The following is an 18589-nucleotide window of genomic DNA, read 5'->3' as shown; positions in this document are numbered from 1 at the left end:
CTAGCGTTGCTTGCGCTCTTCCTCCTCAATGTGGTCCATGAGCTGGCGGCACAGGTCTCGCATCTTGGTAGCCATCACGGAGTCGTTGGTGGCCGTGATGATGCTTTCTGCCATGGCGCCCATCGTATCCACGTAGAAGCGCTTCATTTCGTCCACCGGCATTTCCTTGGTCCAGAGGTCAATCTTCATGGTGCCGCGTTCGTCCCGGTCCCACAGGGCAATGTTGATGGCCTTGGCAAAGTGAATATCGGGACCTGCATCAGTAGCCGACCAGCTGATGGCCTCGGGGACCTTCTGATCGTCGAGGGCGATGCTGAAGCGAATTTCAGATTTCTTCATATCACGGATTTAAACGGATTATTCGGATTTCGCGGCTTCGTGTGGCCTTCCGTTTCGGGCCGCACGCCGCGTATTTTCCACCAACGGTGGAGGGTACTGACAGACCCAGTTTCACAACTGTTAGCCTGGTCGGCCAAAAGAAAAGACGGACTTCTCGATTCACAGAATGAACCTGTGCTATTCGAAAAATCCGTCTGAATCCGTGCTTAGACGTAGTTGTTCAACATCACCGGCATTACCAGCATCAGGATGCTCTCGTTGTCGTCGGGGGTGGTGGGCATGAGCAGGCCAGCGCGGTTGGGCGTGCTCAGCTCCAGGGTGATTTCCTCGGAGTCGATGTTGCTGAGCATCTCGGTCAGAAATTTGGCGTTGAAACCGATTTCCATGTCCTCACCGTCGTACTGGCAGGCCAGCTTTTCGTTGGCTTCGTTGGAGAAGTCCAGGTCTTCGGCCGACACCGTTAGCTCCGAACCAGCCAAACGCAGGCGCACCTGGTGGGTGGTTTTGTTGGAGTAAATGCTGATGCGCTTTACCGAGTTCAGGATTTCCTGACGGCTGATGATGAGCTTGTTAGGGTTGCTTACCGGAATTACATTTTCGTAATCAGGGTAGCGCTCATCAATCAGGCGGCACACCAGGCGCATCTGGTTGAAGCTGAAGAAAGCATTGGAATTGTTGAACTCCACGCGCACGGTAGTTGCTTCGGAAGGTAGAGCGCCTTTCAGCAGGTTAAAGGCCTTGCGCGGAATGATGATGTTGGCAGTCTGGCCCGCGCCCACGTCGGAGCGGCGGTAGCGCAGCAGGCGGTGGCCGTCGGTAGCCACGAAAGTCACCTGGTTATCGGCCAGCTGCACCAGAATGCCAGTCATGGCGGGGCGCAGCTCGTCGGTACTAACGGCGAAGATGGTCTTGTTGATAGCCCGCGACAACGACGTGGACGGCATTTCTACCGGCGCCGAACCCTTCACAACCGGTACGCGGGGGAAATCGGTGGCATTTTCGCCGGCTAGCTTGTAGCGGCCGTTTGAGCTGGCAATTTCGATGGTGTAGGTTTCCTCGTCCAGGGTGAAGGTTACGGGCTGGTCGGGCAGGTTTTTGAGCGTGTCCAGCAGAATGCGGGCGGGTGCTGCAATGCGGCCGCTTTCCCGGGCTTCCACGGGTAGCTCCGTCATCATGCTGGTTTCCAGATCAGAGGCCGTAATCGTCAGCTTGCCGTCCTCGATTTCAAAGAGGAAGTTCTCCAGAATCGGCACCACGGGGTTGTTCGTGACTACACCGTTGATGCTCTGCAGCTGCTTGAGCAGGGCGGAAGACGAAACGATAAACTTCATAGTGGGGCGGGGTTCGGTCGTTTTTTAGGAAGAGGACAAAGATAGGGAACGGCAGCGGGTTTGGAAACCGCTTCCCGTATTCCGGTGCCCCAGAAAAATCAGGTATTTCAGGCCAGATTTAAGCAATTATTTCTGGTCGCGGCCGCAGAAGCTGCAGGGCATTTTGCACTGGCCGGACGCTGCCGTACTGGATATATTCAAGCTCAACTATTGACTAATCCCGGCAAACCAATTAATTAGCCCCTAGTATGTCCTTCCTCCCGTCGTGGTCAGTTTTTCCATGTTTACTCCTGCCTTGTATCATCTTGTTTATCAAAGTGCGGCCACTACTCCCATGCGCGAGGACGAGCTAGCCGTGTTGCTGACCCAGTCCCGGACCTGGAACCAGGCCCACGACCTAACCGGCCTGCTGCTTTACAGCGACGGCAGCATCATGCAGGTTCTGGAAGGTACTGAGGAAGAAGTACGCTACATTTTTCGCCGTATTGAGGTGGATCAGCGGCACTTTGGCGTTACGAAGCTTTCCGACGGCCCGATTCAGGGGCGTAATTTTTCGCAGTGGTCCATGGGCTTCCGGACGGTTAATCCGGCGGCATTTCAGCGGTTGGTAGGCTACAATAACCCGGAAAATGGCAGCCATCTTGCCAACTACTCCGAGAATGGCAACGTCTCCCTGCACGACTTGCTCTCGTCCTTCATCACCCAGGACGAAGTGTATCGGTAGGCAGCAGGGTAGCAGCGCTACCGCTCCTGCGCATTAGCGGCAAGCAAGGCGGCTTACTGCTTGAAATACACTGAGAAGGTGGAGCCCACGCCTACCTCACTCTGAACCTCGATGCGGCCGCCCGCATTTTCCATAATTTTCTTGACCATATACAGGCCAATGCCGCTACCATCCACGTGGTCGTGAAAGCGCTGGAACATGGAAAATAGCTTCTGGTTGTTTGACTCCTTCAGGCCCAGGCCGTTGTCGCGCACTTCCAGCACCTGGTAGCTTCCCTCCTGCCAACTGCGGATGCTTACCTGGGCGAGTCGGTCGGGGGAGCGGTACTTGAAGGCGTTGCTGAGCAGGTTGTATACGATGCTGCGCAGATTTTTTTCCGTAAACGAAATGCGCGGACAGCTACTCACGGCCACTTCCAGCTGGCCGCCGGCCGCGTGTAGCAAGGGCGCCAAGTCCATGCTCACGTCCTGAATCAGAGTAGCCAGCTCAATAACGGCCACGGGCTGGTCATTTTCCTTTTGCAGCTTGGTAACCTCCGTCAGGTGCTCAATGGTGCGCTTGAACCGGTCCACTGAACCCTGCATCATTTGCAGGAGCAACTGCACTTGCGCCTCATTGTGGGGGTAATGCTTAGTTCCGGTAACAATGCGTGCAGCAGCCCCTCAATATTATTAATCGGGTCCTTCAGGTCATGCGAGGCCGTGTAGATGAAGTTATCCAGGTCCACGTTGACGCGGGTGAGCCGCTCGTTGTTTTCCTGCAGCTCCCGCTGGGCCTGATCGATGCGCTCCTGGGCTAGCTTGTGCTCGTGGATGTCGGTGTAGGTGCCAATCCACTGTATGATTTCGCCTTCCTCATTGCGCGAGGGTAAGGCCCGGCCCAGCATCCAGCGGTAGGCACCGTCCCGGCCCTTAATCCGGCATTCCACTTCTAAGGCGTGGCCGGTGTGCAGACTGTTGCGCCACCGGGCCTGGGCCGTGGGCAAATCGGCGGGGTGAATGCGGGACTGAATGGAGCTACCCGTTTCCGGCCCGGTAGTGTGGCCCGTGTAGTAAAACCACTGACGGTTCAGGTAGGTGTTTTGGCCCTGGGAATCAGCCGTCCAGGCTATTTGCGGAATGCCCTCTAGCATCCGGCTGGCCTCGGCGGCAGCCCGGGTTATGACATCCTGGGCGGCCTGCTGCTGCCGCAGTTCTTCGTTTTTGCGCGCCAATAGGGCGTTCTGCTCCACTACCTGCGCCCGGATATCGGTAATTTCCCGTTGGGCCGATAAGTCGGTAATGATGACGGCCAGCACCGGCAGCTCGTTGAACTCCAGCACGTTCATTGACAGGGAGAAGGGCTGCAGCAGGCCGGATCTAGTCTGCAGGGGCATCTCGCCCTTACTCTTGCCCGCCCACCCCTTCTGAATCAGCGCGGCCCAATACGGCTCAAACTGAAGCGGAACAAAACCCTCGAAAGAGCTACCAATTACTTCCTCCAGGCCCAGCCCGAGCAGGCTGGCTAGGCTGGCATTGCCGTAAAGAATGGTGGCATCCTGGCTGAGCAGCAGGGCGCCTTCGTTCATTTGCTCAATCAGGGTGCGGTAGCTCTGGTCAGCGCTTTGCAGCGTGAAAATGCGTGGCCCGTCGGAACTCTGCACGGCCAGCGCGTCTACGGCACCCGTGCGGATGGCGGTAATCAGCTCCTCGGCTTCCAGCAGTTGCTGCCGCAATTCCTCGTTTTCGCGGGCAAGGGCAGCGTGGCGTTGTGGGTCGTCAGTCATGGGGGCTAGCCGTACCGAACGGCGCCGACAGCCCTAGGGCCAGCAGCACCTTGTCTTTTTCCGAAAGATCTCCAATGAGCCGGCGCGTGGGCAGGGGCATTTTCTTGACCAGGGTCGGGGCGGCTACAATCTGATCCTGCTCGGCCAGCTCCGGCTGTTGGTATATATCAATGATAACCAATTCGTAGCGCCCCTTCAAGTATTGCTCGCAGAGGCCCTTGATGTTCTGAACTGCCCGCGTGGAGTTGGGGGTAGCCCCAGTAATATACAAATGAAGCACGTATTCAGCCGCCGCCTCTTGTCCTAGTTCCTCTAAATCCATCCGGCGCGGGTTACTTACTCTCAACCGCCCGAATATCTAACCCTACCAGCACTCGTTCCTGGTTGGATAAGTCGCCGATGATTTTGCGGATGGGGGCCGGCACTTTGCGCACCAGCGTGGGAATGGCCAGAATCTGGTCGCCGGCAGCTAGCTGCGGGTGCAGTAGTAAGTCAATGACTTCGAGCTTATAACGTCCTTTCAGATGCTGCTCGCAATACGCTTTCAGGTTAGCCAGGGCCGTAACCGACTTGACAGTCTGACCAGCCACGTACAAACGGAGCTCCCAGGTTTCTTCTTGGGGGGTAATTGGGAGAGGGGTCTCCATACGGGGGTGCAAATAGGAAAAAGACGTACTGGAGACTTACTCGGCGGAGGCGGTTCCCGCAATTTGCCGGCGGTTATCGGCTAGCTTCTGCTGGCGAACCAGCTCCTCATGGTTAATTTGCCGCAACTCCTCTTCCACTGACTCAAATTCCGTGCGCAAATTGGCAATGGTCGCTTCCAGCACCCGGCGTTTGCGCTCAATTTCTCGGTCTTTGCGCTCCAGCTCCTGCTGGCTGGCCAGGGCTTGGGCCTGCTCCTGCATTTGCTGGGTTAGGCGGCTGGCTCCCGTTACGATGCCCGTAGGCCCAATCACAACGTCCAGGAGTTGAACGCCGTGGTCAGTGACTACAAACTCCCGAACCTGGTTGGAGTGCGCCATGCCCCGAGCTTTCAGAATGCTGATGCCCCGGTTTCGCTCCCCTACCCCTTCCAAGTCCCGCACGCTTATCCAGGTGTCAACCAACGAGGAAACGCCTTCCTCCGTCATTTCCTGCTGAATATTACGGCCGTTGATCAGGGAAGTGAACATGGCCGTGATGTTGTTGATTTTCAGGAAGTCAATCAGGCGGGTGAGCATACTACGCACTTCCGCAATGTTGCCCACGGTGATTAGGTTGCTGATGGGGTCAATAACCACCGCATCGGGCTTGAACTCTTTAACTAGGCGGTGCAGCGTCACCAAATGCTTTTCCAGCCCGTTCAGGGTAGGGCGTGAGGCTTCCACGTGCAGTAGCCCTTGCTCCATAAAGGTGTTCAAGTTGAGGCCAATGGAGCGCATGTTGCGCACCAACTGCTGGGGCGATTCCTCGAAGGCGAAGAAGGCGCAACGCTTGCCGGTGCTACATATGGCATGGGCGAAGGAGGCGGCCAAGGTAGTTTTGGCCGTGCCGGCAGTACCCGTGATGAGCACGCTGCTGCCCTTGTAAAACCCGTGCCGGCCAAACATATCGTCCAGGGCTGGTACGCCCGTGGAAATAATTTCGTTGGAAACTTCGTGGTCGAGCTTCAGGCTGGTTACGGGTAGCACGGAAATACCGTCCTCGGTAATCAGGTAGGGATATTCGTTGGTGCCGTGGGTGCTGCCGCGGTATTTCACAATGCGCAGGCGGCGGGTAGTAATCTGCTCAATTACTCGGTTATCCAGCAGAATCACGCAGTCTGACACGTATTCCTCCAGGCCCTGCCGGGTCAGGGAGCCTTCGCCCCGCTCGGCGGTAATAATGGTGGTCACGCCCTTGTCCTTAAGCCAGCGAAACAACCGGCGGATTTCGGAACGGAGCACAGCTTGGTTGGTGAAGCCGGAGAACAGGGCCTCAATGGTATCGAGCACCACGCGCTTGGCCCCGATGGAGTCAATGGCGTAGCCCAAGCGAATGAACAGGCCTTCCAGATCATACTCGCCGGTTTCCTCGATTTCTGAGCGGTCGACGTGCACGTGGTCGATGCGCAGTTGCCCCTGGCCCTGGAGGGTTTGCAGGTCAAAGCCCAGGGAGGTGACGTTGGCGGCTAGCTCATCGGCCGTTTCCTCGAAGGCCATGAGCACCCCGGGCTCGTTGAATTGCTGAATGCCGCGCACCAGAAACTCCACGCCCATCAGGGTTTTACCGCAGCCGGCGCTGCCGCACACCAGCGTGGGGCGCCCCTGGGGTAAGCCTCCCTCCGTTATCTCATCCAGGCCATCGATGCCCGTGGGCGTTTTGGGCAGCTGTGGCCCCAGAGAAGCGGAGGAAGTCATCAGGTCTTGCATATTCTACTGGCGTATTCAGCAAAGATACCCGAATAGCAGACACTTCCCCGCCGCTCCGCACAATCCGGCTGGCTGCGCTAGCTTGTGTTGCTTGTAATTTCTGAGTCTGGAGTGCCGAGCTTATGCTTAACCCTACCGGCGCAAGCAGGCTGAAAAGTTGATTCAGAGCCCTAGCTGCCACTTTCAGCTCGACTGCTTAGCTATCAGCAGCACCTAGGCCAAGCCCGAAATCATGTTGTCGGCTACCCGTTCATGGGTTCGGCAAGCTGATGCTCGGCCAAGAACTGGAAGCAGAAATGCTAAAACGACGCGTACCGGCGCTTGCGGCGCCAGGCGCGCACTACCCCAAATAAGCCCAGCAAAGCCAGCGGAACCACCAAGTTCAGCAACTGCCAGCGGCGGCGTTCCTCCACTACCCGCAGCTTATCCAGGGGCGTAGGGTGATTTGCTTGCCGCGTACGGCAATCAGGCCGCTTTCATCCAGCATGTAGTCCACGGCGTTCAGCACCAGCTCCCGGTTGGCAAACTCGGTGTTGGCCAGGCGGTCGAAGCCCAGGCGAAAAGGTCGGCCCGTTTTAGGATCCACCTCATTACGCACAAAGTCGCCATCGGAAATGACCAGCACCTTGGCAGGCTTAGCTAGCGGGGAGGTAGCTGGCTGGTAGTGGGTGGTACCGGGCTCGGCGCGGTTGGCATACAGGGAGCGGAACTGACCTTCGAGCAGGTAGCCCACGGGCTTGAACTGCGCCTTGTAGAGCTTGGGGTCGGGCTCCAGGCGGGCGTCATTCAGGTTCACGGGTACCGGCGAGGGTAGCACCCGGGTGTAGCGGGAGGTGAACAGCAGGGGCGTTTTGTGGATGCCCACGGCCTTCACCGTATCAATGCTACTGACAAATTTGGTGTACACCGCGTCGAGGTTGCGGGTGATGGGGTGCTGGCTGAAGTTGTTGATCAGGGGGTAGAACTGCCAGGGCATGGGCTCCACCTTGGGCTTGTCGCCGAGGGTGCCAGTAACCATGGGAATGACGCCGGAGTTGAGGTCGAGCAGCAGATCGGGGTTTATGCGCACGCCGTACTTGAACAGTAGGTCGTCGAGGCCCAGGGGCTGGGGAAGGACAGCATGCCGCCGCGGTTGGCGCTGTCTAGGTTCACGCGCATGGCATCTACGAAGAACAAGGCACTACCACCCTGGGTCACGAACTGGTCGAGCTTAAACTTTTCCGGCTCGGCATAAGCTCCGGCCGGCTTGGCCACAATCAGGGCGCTGAGCGTACGCAAATCCTGGGGCGCGACTGAGCTAGGTTCACCCGGAATACGTCGTAGAACTGACTCAGGGAGCCAATCAGGTCGCCAGCTTCCTGGTTCGACAGCTCGCCGTGGCCCTCTACTACCCCAATGCGCTTGCGCGAGCCGGGGTTGAGCTTGCGGATGGCGCTGGCCAGCTCGTATTCCAGCCCTTCTATGCTCTGGTTGAGGCGCACATCGGAGGGGGCGGCTTGGTTACCGCGCAGCAGCAGCACCTGCTGCTCCTTGCCGCCGGCCGCTACCGTGGCCCAGGGAAAAATAATTTTCTCAGTGCGCTTGCCGTTTTCGGTAGCCCCGAGGTTGGTAGGCCGTAATCCTTTTTTGAACAGCGCTTGGTAGTACTCGTTGCGGGCCTTCTCGGTGCCGGCCGCTGAGGGGTCGACGAAGACGTAGTGCAGGTTGGCCCCGCCATACACCTGCATTTCGTTCAAGGTTTCGCGCACGGACTGCTGCAAACGCCGAAACGCGGGCGGAAAGTCACCGTCGAGGTAGACGGTGACGGTGACGGGCTGCTTCAGGCCTGAGAGCAACTGCCGGGTAGCCCCCGACATGGTGTAGCGCTTCTCCTCCGTCAAGTCAAGGCGAAAGAAGAACAGGCCAGCAAGGAAATTTAGTAGCAGCAAGCCCACCAGCGCCAGCGCAAAGCGCGTGAGGTCACGGCGTTTTCGGCTAGCTGTTGGCTGTTGGCTGTTAGTTGTTGGCTGATGTTCTGTGCTCACAGAATGCGGGTTGAAAGTTCTTCTTGTATCAAAAGGCTAGTAGCCAATTGCTATGTCACTCAGTTCTGCCAAAGGCCAACAGCTGAAAGCCATCAGCTTATAGCTAAAAATCTTACCAGTTCCGGCTTTGGAGTACCAGGCGCGTACCCAACAGCAGGCCAGCAATCAGGGTAAGAAAATAGAGTAGGTCGCGGGAATCGAGAAGGCCCTTGCTGATGTCGCGGTAGTGGGCCGCAATGCCCAGCTGCCCAATGTAGTAGGCCGGCGCTCCATCAAACACCGAAGCCAGCGAGTCGAACCCTGAATACACCAGAAAGCAGCCCACTACGGCCACCAGAAAGGCAATAATCTGGTCGCGGGTAATGGCGCTGGCAAAAATACCGATGGCTGCAAACACCGCTGCCAGCAGCCCCAGGCCCAGGTAGGAGCCCACCGTAGCAGCTGAGTCGATGTTCCCCTGGGGACTACCCAGTTGGTAAACCGAGTAATAATAAAGAAGCGTGGGGAGCAGAGCCAGGAGGGCCAGCAGCAAGCAAGCCAAGTACTTGCCGCCGATAATCTGCCCATCGGTGAGCGGACGGGTGAGCAGCAGCTCCATGGTACCGGCTTTCTTCTCCTCGGCGAAGGTGCGCATGGTAATGGCCGGAATCAGGAACAGGAAAATCCAGGGGGCCATGTTGAAAAGAGTTTGCAAATCGGCAAACCCGTAGTCCAGCACTGAGCTGTCTGGGAACACCCACACAAATAGGCCGGTAGCCACCAGAAACACCCCAATGACCACGTAAGCCACCGGGGAGTTGAGGAAGGAATTAAATTCTTTGCGAAGAACAGAGTACATCAGGAGGACAGGTGAATAGTAGATAAGCTACAGCTACTCATTTCGTCAGGGACTGGAAGACCTGCTCCAAGCTCTGCTCCTCTTGCCGCAGCCCCAGCAGCACCCAGCCCTGCTGGGCGGCCAAGCGGGAAATGGCTCCGCGTTGGTCGGAGCCAGCAGTTGCGCGAATATGATAGATGTTGCCAGCGGCGGCCTCCACGTGGGTTATGCCGGGCAAGGCGCGCAAGGGGGCCAGGTCAATGGCCTGCTCGAACTCGGCGCGGATGACGGTTTCGCCGGCTACCTTCCCGCCCAGCTCTGACACGGGAGAATCGGCTACCAGTTGGCCGCGGTTGATGATAACGGCGCGGCTGCACAAGGCAGCTACTTCGGGCAGAATGTGAGTGGAGAAGATGACAGTTTTGTCCTGGCCCAGCTCCCGGATCAGGCTGCGGATTTCACCAATTTGGTTGGGGTCGAGGCCGGTGGTGGGCTCGTCGAGGATAAGTACACCCGGGTCGTGAATAAGGGCCTGGGCCAGGCCTACGCGCTGGCGGTAACCTTTCGAAAGCGCCCCAATTTGCTTGTTTTGCTCGCGGCCCAACCCTACCCTTTCCACCATCTCTTGTACCCGCTGGCGGCGTTGATTTCCCTTTAGCCCGTGCACCGAGCCGATGAATTCCAGGTACTCGTGCACGTACATGTCTAGGTAAAGTGGGTTGTGCTCGGGCAGGTAGCCCACCCGGCGGCGCACTTCCAGCGGGCTGGTTTGCACGTCGAAGCCATCCACGGTTACCGTGCCCAGGGAAGGTGGCAGGTAACCGGTGGCAATTTTCATGGTCGTGGATTTGCCTGCCCCGTTCGGCCCCAGAAAGCCCAGGATTTCGCCTTTGCCTACCGTGAAGCTGATGTTGTTCACCGCAGCCTGGGCGCCAAAGGTTTTTGTGAGCTGTTGAACTTCTACCATAGGGTTCTATCGAAACCGTGCACACTTGTTTATTCTCAATACTTTGCCAGCAGCGGCAGCAGCGCCCAGGTTAGCTGCATAAGCAGCCACAGGGCGACTAACGCCACAAACATTCCCGTCGTTCGGCGCCGGTGGGGTAACGCCTGACGGCGCTGTTTTATGCAGTACAAGAGCAGCGCCAGCAGTATCAGTAGCGTCATCAATTACTTTGGTTGGGTGGGCCGCATCTGCAGCTCCGAAATCATGACGGTTTGCGGGGCTTCCAGGGCATGCACAATGGCGGCGGCAATGTCTTCGGGTTGCATTTTGTGCGGGTCGGGCTGCTGGCCGGGGTAGCGCCGTTAAAGTTGGTTTCCACCGAGCCGGGCATTACGCAGGTTACCCGCACACCGGCGGGGCGCACTTCCTTGAACAGGGCATCGGAGAAACCGCGCACGGCGTACTTGGTGGCGCAGTAGCCGGCTAGGTTGGCTGTGCCCGCCGTGCCAGCCAGGGACGCCACATTAATAATATGACCCTCCCGCTGCTTTTTCATCTGGGGTAGGGCGGCCTTGGTGCAGTAAAACAACCCGTGCACGTTGGTATCGAACATGGCGTGCCAGTCATCCGACGAAAACCCGTCAACGGGGCCGAAATTGCCGATGCCGGCGTTGTTAACCAGCACATGAACTTCCTGGCCTAGCTCACGCTGGGTGTTGGTGAAGGCTTCCTGAACCGCTACCTCGTCACGGATGTCGCACTCAAAAAACTGAAACCGCTCGTGGGTCAGGCTTTCTGGCGCGGTGCGGCCCCAGCCAGCTACCACGGCCCCGCGAGCCAGCAACGCTTCGGCCGTCGCCAGCCCAATTCCTTTGCTGACGCCTGTGATAATGGCTACCTTGCCGCGTAGGTCCATAGCAGTAGTTTGATGTTCGGGTTTAAAATGCGGCCGCAAGTTAGCGCCCTGCACCGGCTTTTACGCGGGAGTTACGCCCTAGGTATGGGCGTGCTGCTGCTGACGGCCTGCCAGCCGGAAAACGAAGCCGGTTGTTTCACCAGCACGGGCAACATCACCACGGAGCGCCGCAGCCTCCCTCCTTTCCGGGTGTTGACTACCTACGACAACGTGCGGGTAACGCTCCTACAGGACACGATAACCTACGCCGAGGTGCGAGCGGGCAAAAACCTGCAGGAAGATATCCGCCTGGAAGTGGAGGGTAACCACCTTACCGTTCGCAACACCAGCCGCTGCAACTGGGTACGTCGCTACAACACGCCCCGCGAAGTAACCCTGCACACCCCGCGCCTCACCGACCTGTTTCTGCGCGGCCAGGCTGATATCCAAACCAGTGGCACCTTCCGGGCCGATACGCTGTATGCCCACCTTATCGGCTCCGGCGACTTTCGCCTGCACCTGACCAGCCGCTACCTGGGCCTGGACCAGTACGAGCTAGGCGACATTTACCTGAGTGGAACCGCCGCGGAGCTGCACCACACCATTGGCGGCAACGGCAGCATGTACGCTTCGGAGTTGGCCACCGGAGACGTGTACTTACAAACCAATTTCAGCAGCAACGGGAATGGTTACTTCAGTCCGCGTCAGTTGCTGGCCGGCACCCACGCGGGCACCGGCACTATTTTTTACCGCGGAACACCTTCAGTAGCAGATTTTCGAGTCAGCGGCAAGGGCAAGCTAGCGCGCGAGTAAGAACCTAGGCTACTCCCGTCACTTACAGGTCGCCGAGTTGGGGCCGGATCAGCAGCTCCTCCACCACAGCCTGGGGCGAGAGAGAGTAGGTAGCAAAAATGGCTTCGGCTACGTCTTCGGCTTTGATGAATCGCTCGGCGGGCAGGTCAACGCCTTCCCAGCTGGCGGTGAGGGTAGCGCCGGGCAGCACGGCCGTCACCCGGATGCCAGAGTCCTTTAGCTCTTCGCGCAAGTTGCGGGTCATGCCCAACAGGGCGTGCTTGGCAATGCCGTAGGAGCCACCATTGGGGTAGGCCGTAAGACTGGCCGTAGAGCAGATAGTAAAGATATGGCCCGCCCGCTGCGCCAGCAGCCCCGGTAGCAAGGCCAGCGTCACATCGTAGGCGCTGAGCAAGTTCACGGCCAGCATCTGACGGAGCTGGGAGCCATCCTGGGGCTCATCTTGCAGGCGGCCCGGAATAAAGGAACCGGTGTTGTTAACCAACACTTCTACTTCGCCCTGGCTGCGCACGAAATCAGTGAAGCGCGCACAGTCTTCCTGCCGGCTTAAATCGGCGGGTAGGGTGTGCAGTACGGCGCCGGGAAGCTGCTCCGCGGCAGCGGCTTGCAGCTCCTGCAAGTCCGTGGTGGAGCGGGCGCAGGTAACCACCGGATAGCCTGCCTGCAGAAAGCGCCACACCAGAGCCCGCCCAATTCCTTTGGTACCACCTGTAACAACGATATTTTTTTGCATTCCTTTGATTCCTGAATTGGTTTTTACGTAAGCAAGGCAGCTCGGCACTCCCCTCCCTTTCGGGTGCCGCAAGTTTCCGCTTTTCTTTTCTTATTCCCTTTTATGGTCAAGTCCTTCGGTGAATTTCTGCTCTTTATTCAGAGCATGCTCACGCGGAAAGAACGGGTAGCCGTATTATGGCAACGCACTATAGACGAGTGTGTTATCATCGGCATCAACTCCATTTTTATCGTCGCCATCGTGTCGGCCTTTATTGGGGCCGTAACCTGCGTGCAGATTGCCTACAACCTGACCAACCCGCTCATTCCTAAAAGCACCATTGGCTACATGGTGCGCGAAATGACGATTCTGGAGCTGGCGCCTACCATTACCAGCATTGTGCTGGCCGGCAAGGTAGGTTCCAGTATTGCTGGTGGCTTGGGCACTATGCGCATCACTGAGCAGGTATCGGCCCTGGAGGTTATGGGCATCAACTCCGCCTCCTACCTGGTGCTGCCGCGCATTCTGGCCTCCATGCTCATGTTCCCGCTGCTCGTGATTCTGGCCATGGCTTTGTCCATCATCGGGGCTATTTGGCGGGGTCTCTGACGGGGGCGTTGTCGGCTCAGGAATATATTGAAGGTATCCGCACCGATTTTATTCCTTACAACATTGTCTTTGCCCTCATTAAGTCGGTTGTATTTGCCTTCTTGGTTTCGGCTATTTCGTCGTTCAAAGGCTTCTACACGCAGGGCGGTGCCTTGGAAGTGGGAGCGGCCAGCACTACGGCCGTCAACAACTCCATCATTGCCATTCTAGTGGCCGATTTTGCCCTGGCTGCCCTCCTTCTATAATGCGCAAGCTGTTAGCCTGGTTATCAAAAGCACTAACAGCCATCAGCTGACAGCTTACTACACATATGATTGAAGTTCACAACGTCCAAAAGTCCTTCGAGGGCAACCAGGTACTGAAAGGTATTACCTGCACCTTCGAAACGGGCAAGTGTAACCTGCTGCTAGGAGGTTCCGGCACGGGTAAATCGGTGCTGCTGCAGTGCATTGTGGGCCTGATGAAGCCGGACCTAGGCAGCATCACCTTCGACGGCACGGTGTTCACCAACAACAAGGTGGATATTCGGCAGGAAATCCGGAAGAAAATCGGGATGCTCTTCCAGGGCTCGGCCTTGTTTGACTCCATGACGGTGTACGAAAACGTGGAGTTCCCGCTGAAGATGCTCACGCCCGACATGAGCCGCGAAGAGCGCCGCGACCGGGTTGAGTTTTGCCTCAAGCGTGTGGGCCTGGAAAACGCGGGTACCAAAATGCCTTCCGAAATTTCAGGCGGCATGAAAAAGCGCGTGGGCATTGCTCGCGCCATTGCCCCAAATTGTACCTACCTGTTCTGCGACGAACCTAACTCCGGCCTCGACCCGCTCACCAGCATCAAAATTGACGAACTCATCCACGAAATCACCCACGAATACGGCATTACCACGGTGGTAGTAACCCACGATATGAACTCGGTGGTGGAAATTGGGGACCATATCATCTTCCTCTACAAGGGCCTTAAGCTCTGGGATGGTAACAAAGATGAAATCCTGAACGCCCAGGTGCCTGAGTTGAAAGAGTTTATCTTCAGCAGCAGCCTGGTGCGGGCCGCTAAAAAGGTAGATGATGAAACTGAAGGTGGCCTGGCCGCCGCTACCACCGACGAGGCTATTAATATTTAGTAGGTAGAGCGGTCCGTGAGGAAATGCCTTCATGGCGAGACATCCTTCCTTTCTTTGTGACCAGCCTGATAACCAGACAAGCCCTTACTTCCGCACTGGAGGTAAGGGCTTGTCACATCTAGAAGGGTAGCACGTTGGTCAGGACGGATGGCGTCGGTAGCCTCGCCATGACACCTTACTCACTGAATCACCGGCTCGCTATTCTACCACTGCTGGCGCTTGCGCAACTCCGTGATATGAGCCAGGTGGTGCCGGCCGTGCCAAGCATACAGTACTAGTACTTGGTCGAGGGTGAAGGTACGCTGGGAGCCGGGGTGGTAGAACGTGCGGTTCCACTGCGCGTCGGTGAGGTTACGCAGCAGCTTTATCCAGCGAATGTGCAGGGCCTCTAACAAAGCGAGGGAAACAGCTACTGGGGTTGCCTCATTATCGGGTAGCTCAGCCCAAAGCTGCTCCTCGTAGGGGCGCACCGTAGGATTATCCTCGGTCAGGGCCAACTTGAAACGAGTGTAGCTATTTAGGTGCGAGTCGGGCAGGTGGTGAATAACCTGGCGCACCGTCCAGCCGCCGGGGCGGTAGGGCGTATCAAGTTGGGCCGGTGAAAGACCCAGCACTGCAGTGCGTACAAGGTCCGGAAGGGTAGCAATTTGGGCCATGTAGGCGGTGCGGGCGCCGCGGTCCAGGGGTTCATCGGGCAATACGGGCTGGCCAATGGGAAAGCGCAAATCAAGGTCAGGAGTCGGTTCCATGCGAAAGAAGGTCTATCAGTTACCGCGGCAAGGTACAAGGTAGCAGGCATTCGATTGGGGCTTCATTACCCGAGGAGCCCGGCAGAAGGCAGAAACAAAAACGCCTCTCTATTCATAGAAAGGCGTTTCCATTATAACTCGAGGGTAGTAGCGGCGCTTAGCCGTTGCGCTTGTTGAGTTCGTCGCGGATTTTGGCGGCCTTCTCGTAATCTTCCCGCTCCAGGGCCTGGGCTAGCATCTTGGTCAACTCATCCAAGGATACCTGGCCGCTAGGCTCCCGGGCTCGGCGGGCGCAGGGGCCGGACGGCCGCTGTCGTCGTCCTCATCCTCGTCGTCCGTGTCGTCTTCGTCCTCGTCGGCATTTTCATCCAGGTCCGACAGGATAATTCCGGCTTCACTCAGGACGCTTTCCACCGTAAAAATTGGCACCCCGAAGCGCAGCCCAATGGCAATGGCGTCGGAAGGCCGCGAGTCAAGCTCGAAGGTAGTAGCACCGTCGGAGCATACAATCTTGGAATAGAACACCCCTTCTTTCAGGTCCGAAATCAGCACCTCCAGTACGGCCACGTGCACTTGTTCGGCAAATGATTTGAACAGATCGTGCGTGAGGGGCCGGTTCGGGCTGATCTTCTCTATCTGGATAGCAATACTTTGCGCCTCGAACATGCCAATGATAATGGGCAGGCGACGGTTGCCAGTCTTTTCACCCAGGATCAGGGCAAACGAGCCCGACTGCGACTGGCTGGAGGAGAGGCCCAGAATTTCGAGCGGTATCTTTTTCAAAGGAAAGTAGGGTCTTAAGAACTAAAAGTCGAGGGCTACTAGCCGGTAGGGCCACGTACGGGGTAGACAGGGCAGCGCCGGCTTGGCAGGTGCAAAAGAAATCAATACCGGCTTACCCTTCCCCATACGGCTAAAAAAGAGTTAGGGTCTTAGGCAATGCGGGGGCGAATACGCTCCAGCTTCCTAAGACCCTATTCTTTCAGCGGTTAGCCCAGCTCTTTTACAGCCTGGGTCAGCTTGGGCAGCACATCGAACACGTCGCCGACGATGCCGTAGTCAGCGGCCTTGAAGAAGGGAGCCTCCGGGTCTTTGTTGATGACCACAATTACTTTGGAGGAGTTTACCCCGGCCAAGTGCTGGATGGCACCCGAAATGCCGCAGGCAATGTACAGGTTCGGCGAAACGGTAATGCCGGTCTGGCCAACGTGCTCGTGGTGAGGACGCCAGTCGACGTCGGAAACCGGCTTGGAGCAGGCCGTAGCGGCACCCAGCGCTTGCGCCAGGTCCTCAATCAGCTTCCAGTTTTCCGGACCCTTCATGCCGCGGCCACCCGATACTACCTTATCCGCTTCGGGCAGCAGAATACCACCGGCCTGATCCTGCAGTACTACCTGCTTGGGAGCATCAGCAAAGTCAGCGTCGGAAAGTTGAGCCGAGAAGGATACGACCTCGGCCGTTTTACCAGCCTCGTGCAAGGCTTCAATGGAGTTTTTCTTGACGGCAATGATCTTCCGCTCGCCGGCCAAGGTTACGTCGGCGAAGGCCTTACCCGAGAAGGCGCCGCGCTTCACCGTGAAGCTACCCCCATCGGCTTTGGGCAATTCTACTACGTTGGTGGCTAAGCTGGCCTGCAGACGCACCGACAGGCGCGAGCCTACGGCAGCGCCAATGTTGGAGTTAGCCAGCACAATTACCTTGGCATCTTCCTGCTGCGCTGCGGCGGCAATGAGCTTGGTGTAGGCGCCGTTTACGAAATCTTTCAGGCGGGGCTCAGCATCGTAAAGCACTTTGGTAATGCCCTGCTCGCCGAGCTTGGCTAGGTTGGCTTCGGTAGCCTCACCTACGGCCACGGCCGTAGCCGACGTGCCGAGCAGTTGCGCTACCTGGCTGCCGTAAGAAGCTACTTCCAGCGAAGACTTCTTTACCTCGCCGCCGTCACATTCAACAACAACTAATACAGACATTTTTTGTGAATGAAGAATGAGGAAAGAAGAACAAGAAATGGCTGCGACGGACCCAGCCGAAGCACCTGCTTATTCTTCCTTCTTAATTTGATTAGATAACCTTGGCTTCGTTACGCAGCAGCTTGATCAGCTCACCGGCGCTTTCGGCCGGAATGAGCTTCACACCTTGCTTAGCTGGGGGTAGCGCGTAGGCGGAAACCTCGGTGCGGGCGCCCTCGCCGGTAGGCTCTACCACTTTCAGGGGCTTGGTGCGAGCCGTCATGATGCCGCGCATGTTCGGGATGCGGGGCTCACACATGGGCTGCTGGCAGCTGGCCACGAAGGGCGTGTTTACTTCCACGATTTCCTTGCCACCTTCAATTTCGCGCTCCAGGGTAGCGGTATTGCCGCTCATATCGAGCTTCATGGCGGGGGCTACTGTCGGGATGCCGAGCAGCTCGCCTACCATGCCGTGCACCTGGAAACCATTGTAGTCAATGCTTTCCTTGCCCATCAGAATCACGTCGTACCCGCCGTCTTTGGCGATGTTGGCAATCTGCTGGGCCACGAAGAAGGCATCCTTGGGGAAGGCATTCACGCGGATGGCATCATCGGCACCAATGGCCAGGGCCTTGCGGATGTTGGGCTCCGTGTCGGCTTCCCCCACGTTCAGTACCGTTACGGTACCGCCGCCCTGGGCTTCTTTCAATTCGATGGCGCGAGTGAGTGCATACTCATCCCAAGGATTAATCACGAATTGTACGCCTGCCTTGTTAAATTCCTTATTATCAGGCGTAAACGTGATTTTGGTGGTCGTGTCGGGCACGTTGCTAATGCAAACGAGAAACTTCATCTACGGCTACTTATATGAGAAGAACACGGGGAAAGTCCCAAATTTGGGGCGAAGATACTCAAATCTACTGCCCCATGGAAACAACGCCCAGCCGCCTGCAGCAACTCCTGGCCTTTTATCAGGACGACCCCGCTGATCCGTTTACGATTTATGCCTTAGCCACCGAATACCGGACCACGGAGCCTATCCGGGCCATGGAGTACTACCAAAAACTGCTCGACGAGCATCCGGAGTACGTGGGAACGTACTACCACGCTGGCAAAATGCTCCAGCAGTTAGGAAAGCCGGATGAAGCCGAAAAAGTTTACCGCACGGGCCTCACCGTAGCGCGCCGGGCCGGACAATTGCACGCCGCCAGCGAAATTCAGCAGGCCCTTAACCAGCTGCTGGGCCTCGACTACGAGGACGACGAGTAATAGTATGTTGCGGCCTTCCGATTTCGCGTCTGACTTGGAACAACAGCTCGAAAAGCACCTTTCCAAATACAACCTAAGTTAGAGCGGCGGCCTCGGTGGAATATACTACCTCCCCACCCGATCTGTGCTGAAAAGTT

22 protein-coding genes and 2 pseudogenes are annotated in these 18589 nt (G+C 57.3%); 6 read left to right on the top strand and 18 right to left on the bottom strand.

Translation table 11 applies throughout. The annotated features are described in order from the left end of the window. Window positions 1-339 carry a gliding motility protein GldC gene (gldC, locus tag MUN84_RS20280; protein WP_188557445.1) on the bottom strand — a complete coding sequence of 113 codons (339 nt, stop codon included), beginning with the start codon at window positions 337-339 and terminating at the stop codon, window positions 1-3. Between the two features lie 206 nt (window positions 340-545). Continuing rightward, window positions 546-1670, bottom strand: a complete 1125-nt coding sequence (gene dnaN / locus MUN84_RS20275) for a DNA polymerase III subunit beta (protein ID WP_188557444.1) — start codon at window positions 1668-1670, stop codon at window positions 546-548. An 84-nt stretch (window positions 1671-1754) separates the two neighbouring features. Between dnaN and MUN84_RS20270 the strand changes: the two genes are divergently transcribed. Both MUN84_RS20270 and MUN84_RS20265 read left to right on the top strand, forming a co-directional pair. Continuing rightward, a complete protein-coding gene (locus MUN84_RS20270; RefSeq protein WP_244695745.1) occupies window positions 1755-1910 on the top strand; it encodes a hypothetical protein in 156 nt (51 codons plus the stop codon). A gap of 25 nt (window positions 1911-1935) precedes the next feature. Then, window positions 1936-2394 carry a BLUF domain-containing protein gene (locus tag MUN84_RS20265; RefSeq protein WP_244695744.1) on the top strand — a complete coding sequence of 153 codons (459 nt, stop codon included), beginning with the start codon at window positions 1936-1938 and terminating at the stop codon, window positions 2392-2394. Between the two features lie 53 nt (window positions 2395-2447). Here MUN84_RS20265 and MUN84_RS20260 read toward each other — a convergent pair whose 3' ends face one another. The 11 genes from MUN84_RS20260 to MUN84_RS20215 form a co-directional block, all read right to left on the bottom strand. Then, window positions 2448-2981: a sensor histidine kinase gene (locus MUN84_RS20260; RefSeq protein WP_244695743.1), complete on the bottom strand. Its 534-nt coding sequence runs from the start codon at window positions 2979-2981 to the stop codon at window positions 2448-2450. After that, window positions 2978-4159, bottom strand: coding sequence for a PAS domain-containing protein (locus MUN84_RS20255; RefSeq protein ID WP_244695742.1), 1182 nt, complete (start codon window positions 4157-4159; stop codon window positions 2978-2980). Before MUN84_RS20255 ends, MUN84_RS20260 begins: the two co-directional genes overlap by 4 nt. Next, window positions 4152-4481, bottom strand: a complete 330-nt coding sequence (locus MUN84_RS20250) for a circadian clock KaiB family protein (protein ID WP_244695741.1) — start codon at window positions 4479-4481, stop codon at window positions 4152-4154. Before MUN84_RS20250 ends, MUN84_RS20255 begins: the two co-directional genes overlap by 8 nt. A gap of 10 nt (window positions 4482-4491) precedes the next feature. Then, the gene (locus tag MUN84_RS20245; protein ID WP_244695740.1) at window positions 4492-4806 is read right to left on the bottom strand and encodes a circadian clock KaiB family protein; all 315 of its coding nucleotides are present in this window, start codon (window positions 4804-4806) and stop codon (window positions 4492-4494) included. A gap of 36 nt (window positions 4807-4842) precedes the next feature. Beyond that, window positions 4843-6552 carry a circadian clock protein KaiC gene (gene kaiC, locus MUN84_RS20240; protein ID WP_244695739.1) on the bottom strand — a complete coding sequence of 570 codons (1710 nt, stop codon included), beginning with the start codon at window positions 6550-6552 and terminating at the stop codon, window positions 4843-4845. 412 nt (window positions 6553-6964) lie between these two features. Next, the gene (locus tag MUN84_RS20235) at window positions 6965-7621 is read right to left on the bottom strand and encodes a hypothetical protein (protein ID WP_244695738.1); all 657 of its coding nucleotides are present in this window, start codon (window positions 7619-7621) and stop codon (window positions 6965-6967) included. After that, window positions 7612-7830, bottom strand: coding sequence for a GldG family protein (locus tag MUN84_RS23275; RefSeq protein ID WP_262920587.1), 219 nt, complete (start codon window positions 7828-7830; stop codon window positions 7612-7614). Before MUN84_RS23275 ends, MUN84_RS20235 begins: the two co-directional genes overlap by 10 nt. After that, window positions 7809-8576 (bottom strand): Gldg family protein, encoded by a 768-nt coding sequence (locus MUN84_RS23270; protein ID WP_262920586.1) that lies wholly within the window; start codon window positions 8574-8576, stop codon window positions 7809-7811. Before MUN84_RS23270 ends, MUN84_RS23275 begins: the two co-directional genes overlap by 22 nt. 112 nt (window positions 8577-8688) lie before the next feature. Then, on the bottom strand, window positions 8689-9414 hold the full coding sequence (gene gldF / locus MUN84_RS20225) for a gliding motility-associated ABC transporter permease subunit GldF (RefSeq protein WP_244695737.1): 726 nt from the start codon (window positions 9412-9414) through the stop codon (window positions 8689-8691). 37 nt (window positions 9415-9451) lie between these two features. Next, window positions 9452-10360 (bottom strand): gliding motility-associated ABC transporter ATP-binding subunit GldA, encoded by a 909-nt coding sequence (gene gldA, locus MUN84_RS20220; protein WP_244695736.1) that lies wholly within the window; start codon window positions 10358-10360, stop codon window positions 9452-9454. Between the two features lie 241 nt (window positions 10361-10601). After that, complete coding sequence (locus MUN84_RS20215) at window positions 10602-11255, bottom strand: SDR family oxidoreductase (RefSeq protein ID WP_244695735.1); 654 nt, start codon at window positions 11253-11255, stop codon at window positions 10602-10604. A gap of 84 nt (window positions 11256-11339) precedes the next feature. Between MUN84_RS20215 and MUN84_RS20210 the strand changes: the two genes are divergently transcribed. Beyond that, a complete protein-coding gene (locus tag MUN84_RS20210; RefSeq protein ID WP_244695734.1) occupies window positions 11340-12047 on the top strand; it encodes a GIN domain-containing protein in 708 nt (235 codons plus the stop codon). Window positions 12048-12069: 22 nt separating this feature from the next. Here MUN84_RS20210 and MUN84_RS20205 read toward each other — a convergent pair whose 3' ends face one another. Further along, entirely contained in the window at window positions 12070-12780 is a 711-nt protein-coding gene (locus MUN84_RS20205; protein WP_244695733.1) for an SDR family oxidoreductase, read from the bottom strand. 102 nt (window positions 12781-12882) lie between these two features. Between MUN84_RS20205 and MUN84_RS20200 the strand changes: the two are divergent. Both MUN84_RS20200 and MUN84_RS20195 read left to right on the top strand, forming a co-directional pair. Beyond that, window positions 12883-13613 (top strand): annotated as a pseudogene (locus tag MUN84_RS20200) (MlaE family ABC transporter permease). Window positions 13614-13678: 65 nt separating this feature from the next. After that, window positions 13679-14488, top strand: a complete 810-nt coding sequence (locus tag MUN84_RS20195; protein ID WP_244695732.1) for an ABC transporter ATP-binding protein — start codon at window positions 13679-13681, stop codon at window positions 14486-14488. A 203-nt stretch (window positions 14489-14691) separates the two neighbouring features. On the opposite strand, the gene MUN84_RS20190 is transcribed toward MUN84_RS20195, so the two are convergent. From MUN84_RS20190 to MUN84_RS20170, 4 genes and pseudogenes are all read right to left on the bottom strand, one after another. Beyond that, window positions 14692-15237, bottom strand: a complete 546-nt coding sequence (locus MUN84_RS20190) for a YfiT family bacillithiol transferase (protein WP_244695731.1) — start codon at window positions 15235-15237, stop codon at window positions 14692-14694. Between the two features lie 157 nt (window positions 15238-15394). Then, window positions 15395-16020 (bottom strand): annotated as a pseudogene (locus MUN84_RS20180) (bifunctional nuclease domain-containing protein). Window positions 16021-16226: 206 nt separating this feature from the next. Continuing rightward, on the bottom strand, window positions 16227-17204 hold the full coding sequence (locus MUN84_RS20175) for an electron transfer flavoprotein subunit alpha/FixB family protein (protein WP_244695729.1): 978 nt from the start codon (window positions 17202-17204) through the stop codon (window positions 16227-16229). A gap of 91 nt (window positions 17205-17295) precedes the next feature. Further along, a complete protein-coding gene (locus tag MUN84_RS20170) occupies window positions 17296-18036 on the bottom strand; it encodes an electron transfer flavoprotein subunit beta/FixA family protein (protein ID WP_188557429.1) in 741 nt (246 codons plus the stop codon). Window positions 18037-18110: 74 nt separating this feature from the next. Between MUN84_RS20170 and MUN84_RS20165 the strand changes: the two genes are divergently transcribed. Next, the gene (locus MUN84_RS20165) at window positions 18111-18452 is read left to right on the top strand and encodes a tetratricopeptide repeat protein (RefSeq protein ID WP_244695728.1); all 342 of its coding nucleotides are present in this window, start codon (window positions 18111-18113) and stop codon (window positions 18450-18452) included. Window positions 18453-18589 lie beyond the last annotated feature (137 nt).

This window comes from Hymenobacter sp. 5516J-16 (assembly GCF_022919335.1).
Taxonomy (GTDB): domain Bacteria; phylum Bacteroidota; class Bacteroidia; order Cytophagales; family Hymenobacteraceae; genus Hymenobacter; species Hymenobacter sublimis.
Note: the sequence above shows the minus strand (reverse complement) of the source record. Positions and strands in the feature narration are given on the sequence as shown.

Excerpts from the sequence above, each read along its gene's own strand:
- MUN84_RS20195 (WP_244695732.1), top strand. The coding sequence starts at position 13,679 with ATGATTGAAGTTCACAACGTCCAAAAGTCCTTCGAGGGCAACCAGGTA.
- MUN84_RS20245 (WP_244695740.1), bottom strand. The coding sequence starts at position 4,806 with ATGGAGACCCCTCTCCCAATTACCCCCCAAGAAGAAACCTGGGAGCTC.
- MUN84_RS20260 (WP_244695743.1), bottom strand. The coding sequence starts at position 2,981 with ATGATGCAGGGTTCAGTGGACCGGTTCAAGCGCACCATTGAGCACCTG.
- kaiC (WP_244695739.1), bottom strand. The coding sequence starts at position 6,552 with ATGCAAGACCTGATGACTTCCTCCGCTTCTCTGGGGCCACAGCTGCCC.
- MUN84_RS20250 (WP_244695741.1), bottom strand. The coding sequence starts at position 4,481 with ATGGATTTAGAGGAACTAGGACAAGAGGCGGCGGCTGAATACGTGCTT.
- MUN84_RS20190 (WP_244695731.1), bottom strand. The coding sequence starts at position 15,237 with ATGGAACCGACTCCTGACCTTGATTTGCGCTTTCCCATTGGCCAGCCC.
- MUN84_RS20165 (WP_244695728.1), top strand. The coding sequence starts at position 18,111 with ATGGAAACAACGCCCAGCCGCCTGCAGCAACTCCTGGCCTTTTATCAG.
- MUN84_RS20210 (WP_244695734.1), top strand. The coding sequence starts at position 11,340 with ATGGGCGTGCTGCTGCTGACGGCCTGCCAGCCGGAAAACGAAGCCGGT.
- MUN84_RS20170 (WP_188557429.1), bottom strand. The coding sequence starts at position 18,036 with ATGAAGTTTCTCGTTTGCATTAGCAACGTGCCCGACACGACCACCAAA.
- dnaN (WP_188557444.1), bottom strand. The coding sequence starts at position 1,670 with ATGAAGTTTATCGTTTCGTCTTCCGCCCTGCTCAAGCAGCTGCAGAGC.
- gldF (WP_244695737.1), bottom strand. The coding sequence starts at position 9,414 with ATGTACTCTGTTCTTCGCAAAGAATTTAATTCCTTCCTCAACTCCCCG.
- gldC (WP_188557445.1), bottom strand. The coding sequence starts at position 339 with ATGAAGAAATCTGAAATTCGCTTCAGCATCGCCCTCGACGATCAGAAG.
- MUN84_RS20215 (WP_244695735.1), bottom strand. The coding sequence starts at position 11,255 with ATGGACCTACGCGGCAAGGTAGCCATTATCACAGGCGTCAGCAAAGGA.
- MUN84_RS20255 (WP_244695742.1), bottom strand. The coding sequence starts at position 4,159 with ATGACTGACGACCCACAACGCCACGCTGCCCTTGCCCGCGAAAACGAG.
- MUN84_RS20175 (WP_244695729.1), bottom strand. The coding sequence starts at position 17,204 with ATGTCTGTATTAGTTGTTGTTGAATGTGACGGCGGCGAGGTAAAGAAG.
- gldA (WP_244695736.1), bottom strand. The coding sequence starts at position 10,360 with ATGGTAGAAGTTCAACAGCTCACAAAAACCTTTGGCGCCCAGGCTGCG.
- MUN84_RS20205 (WP_244695733.1), bottom strand. The coding sequence starts at position 12,780 with ATGCAAAAAAATATCGTTGTTACAGGTGGTACCAAAGGAATTGGGCGG.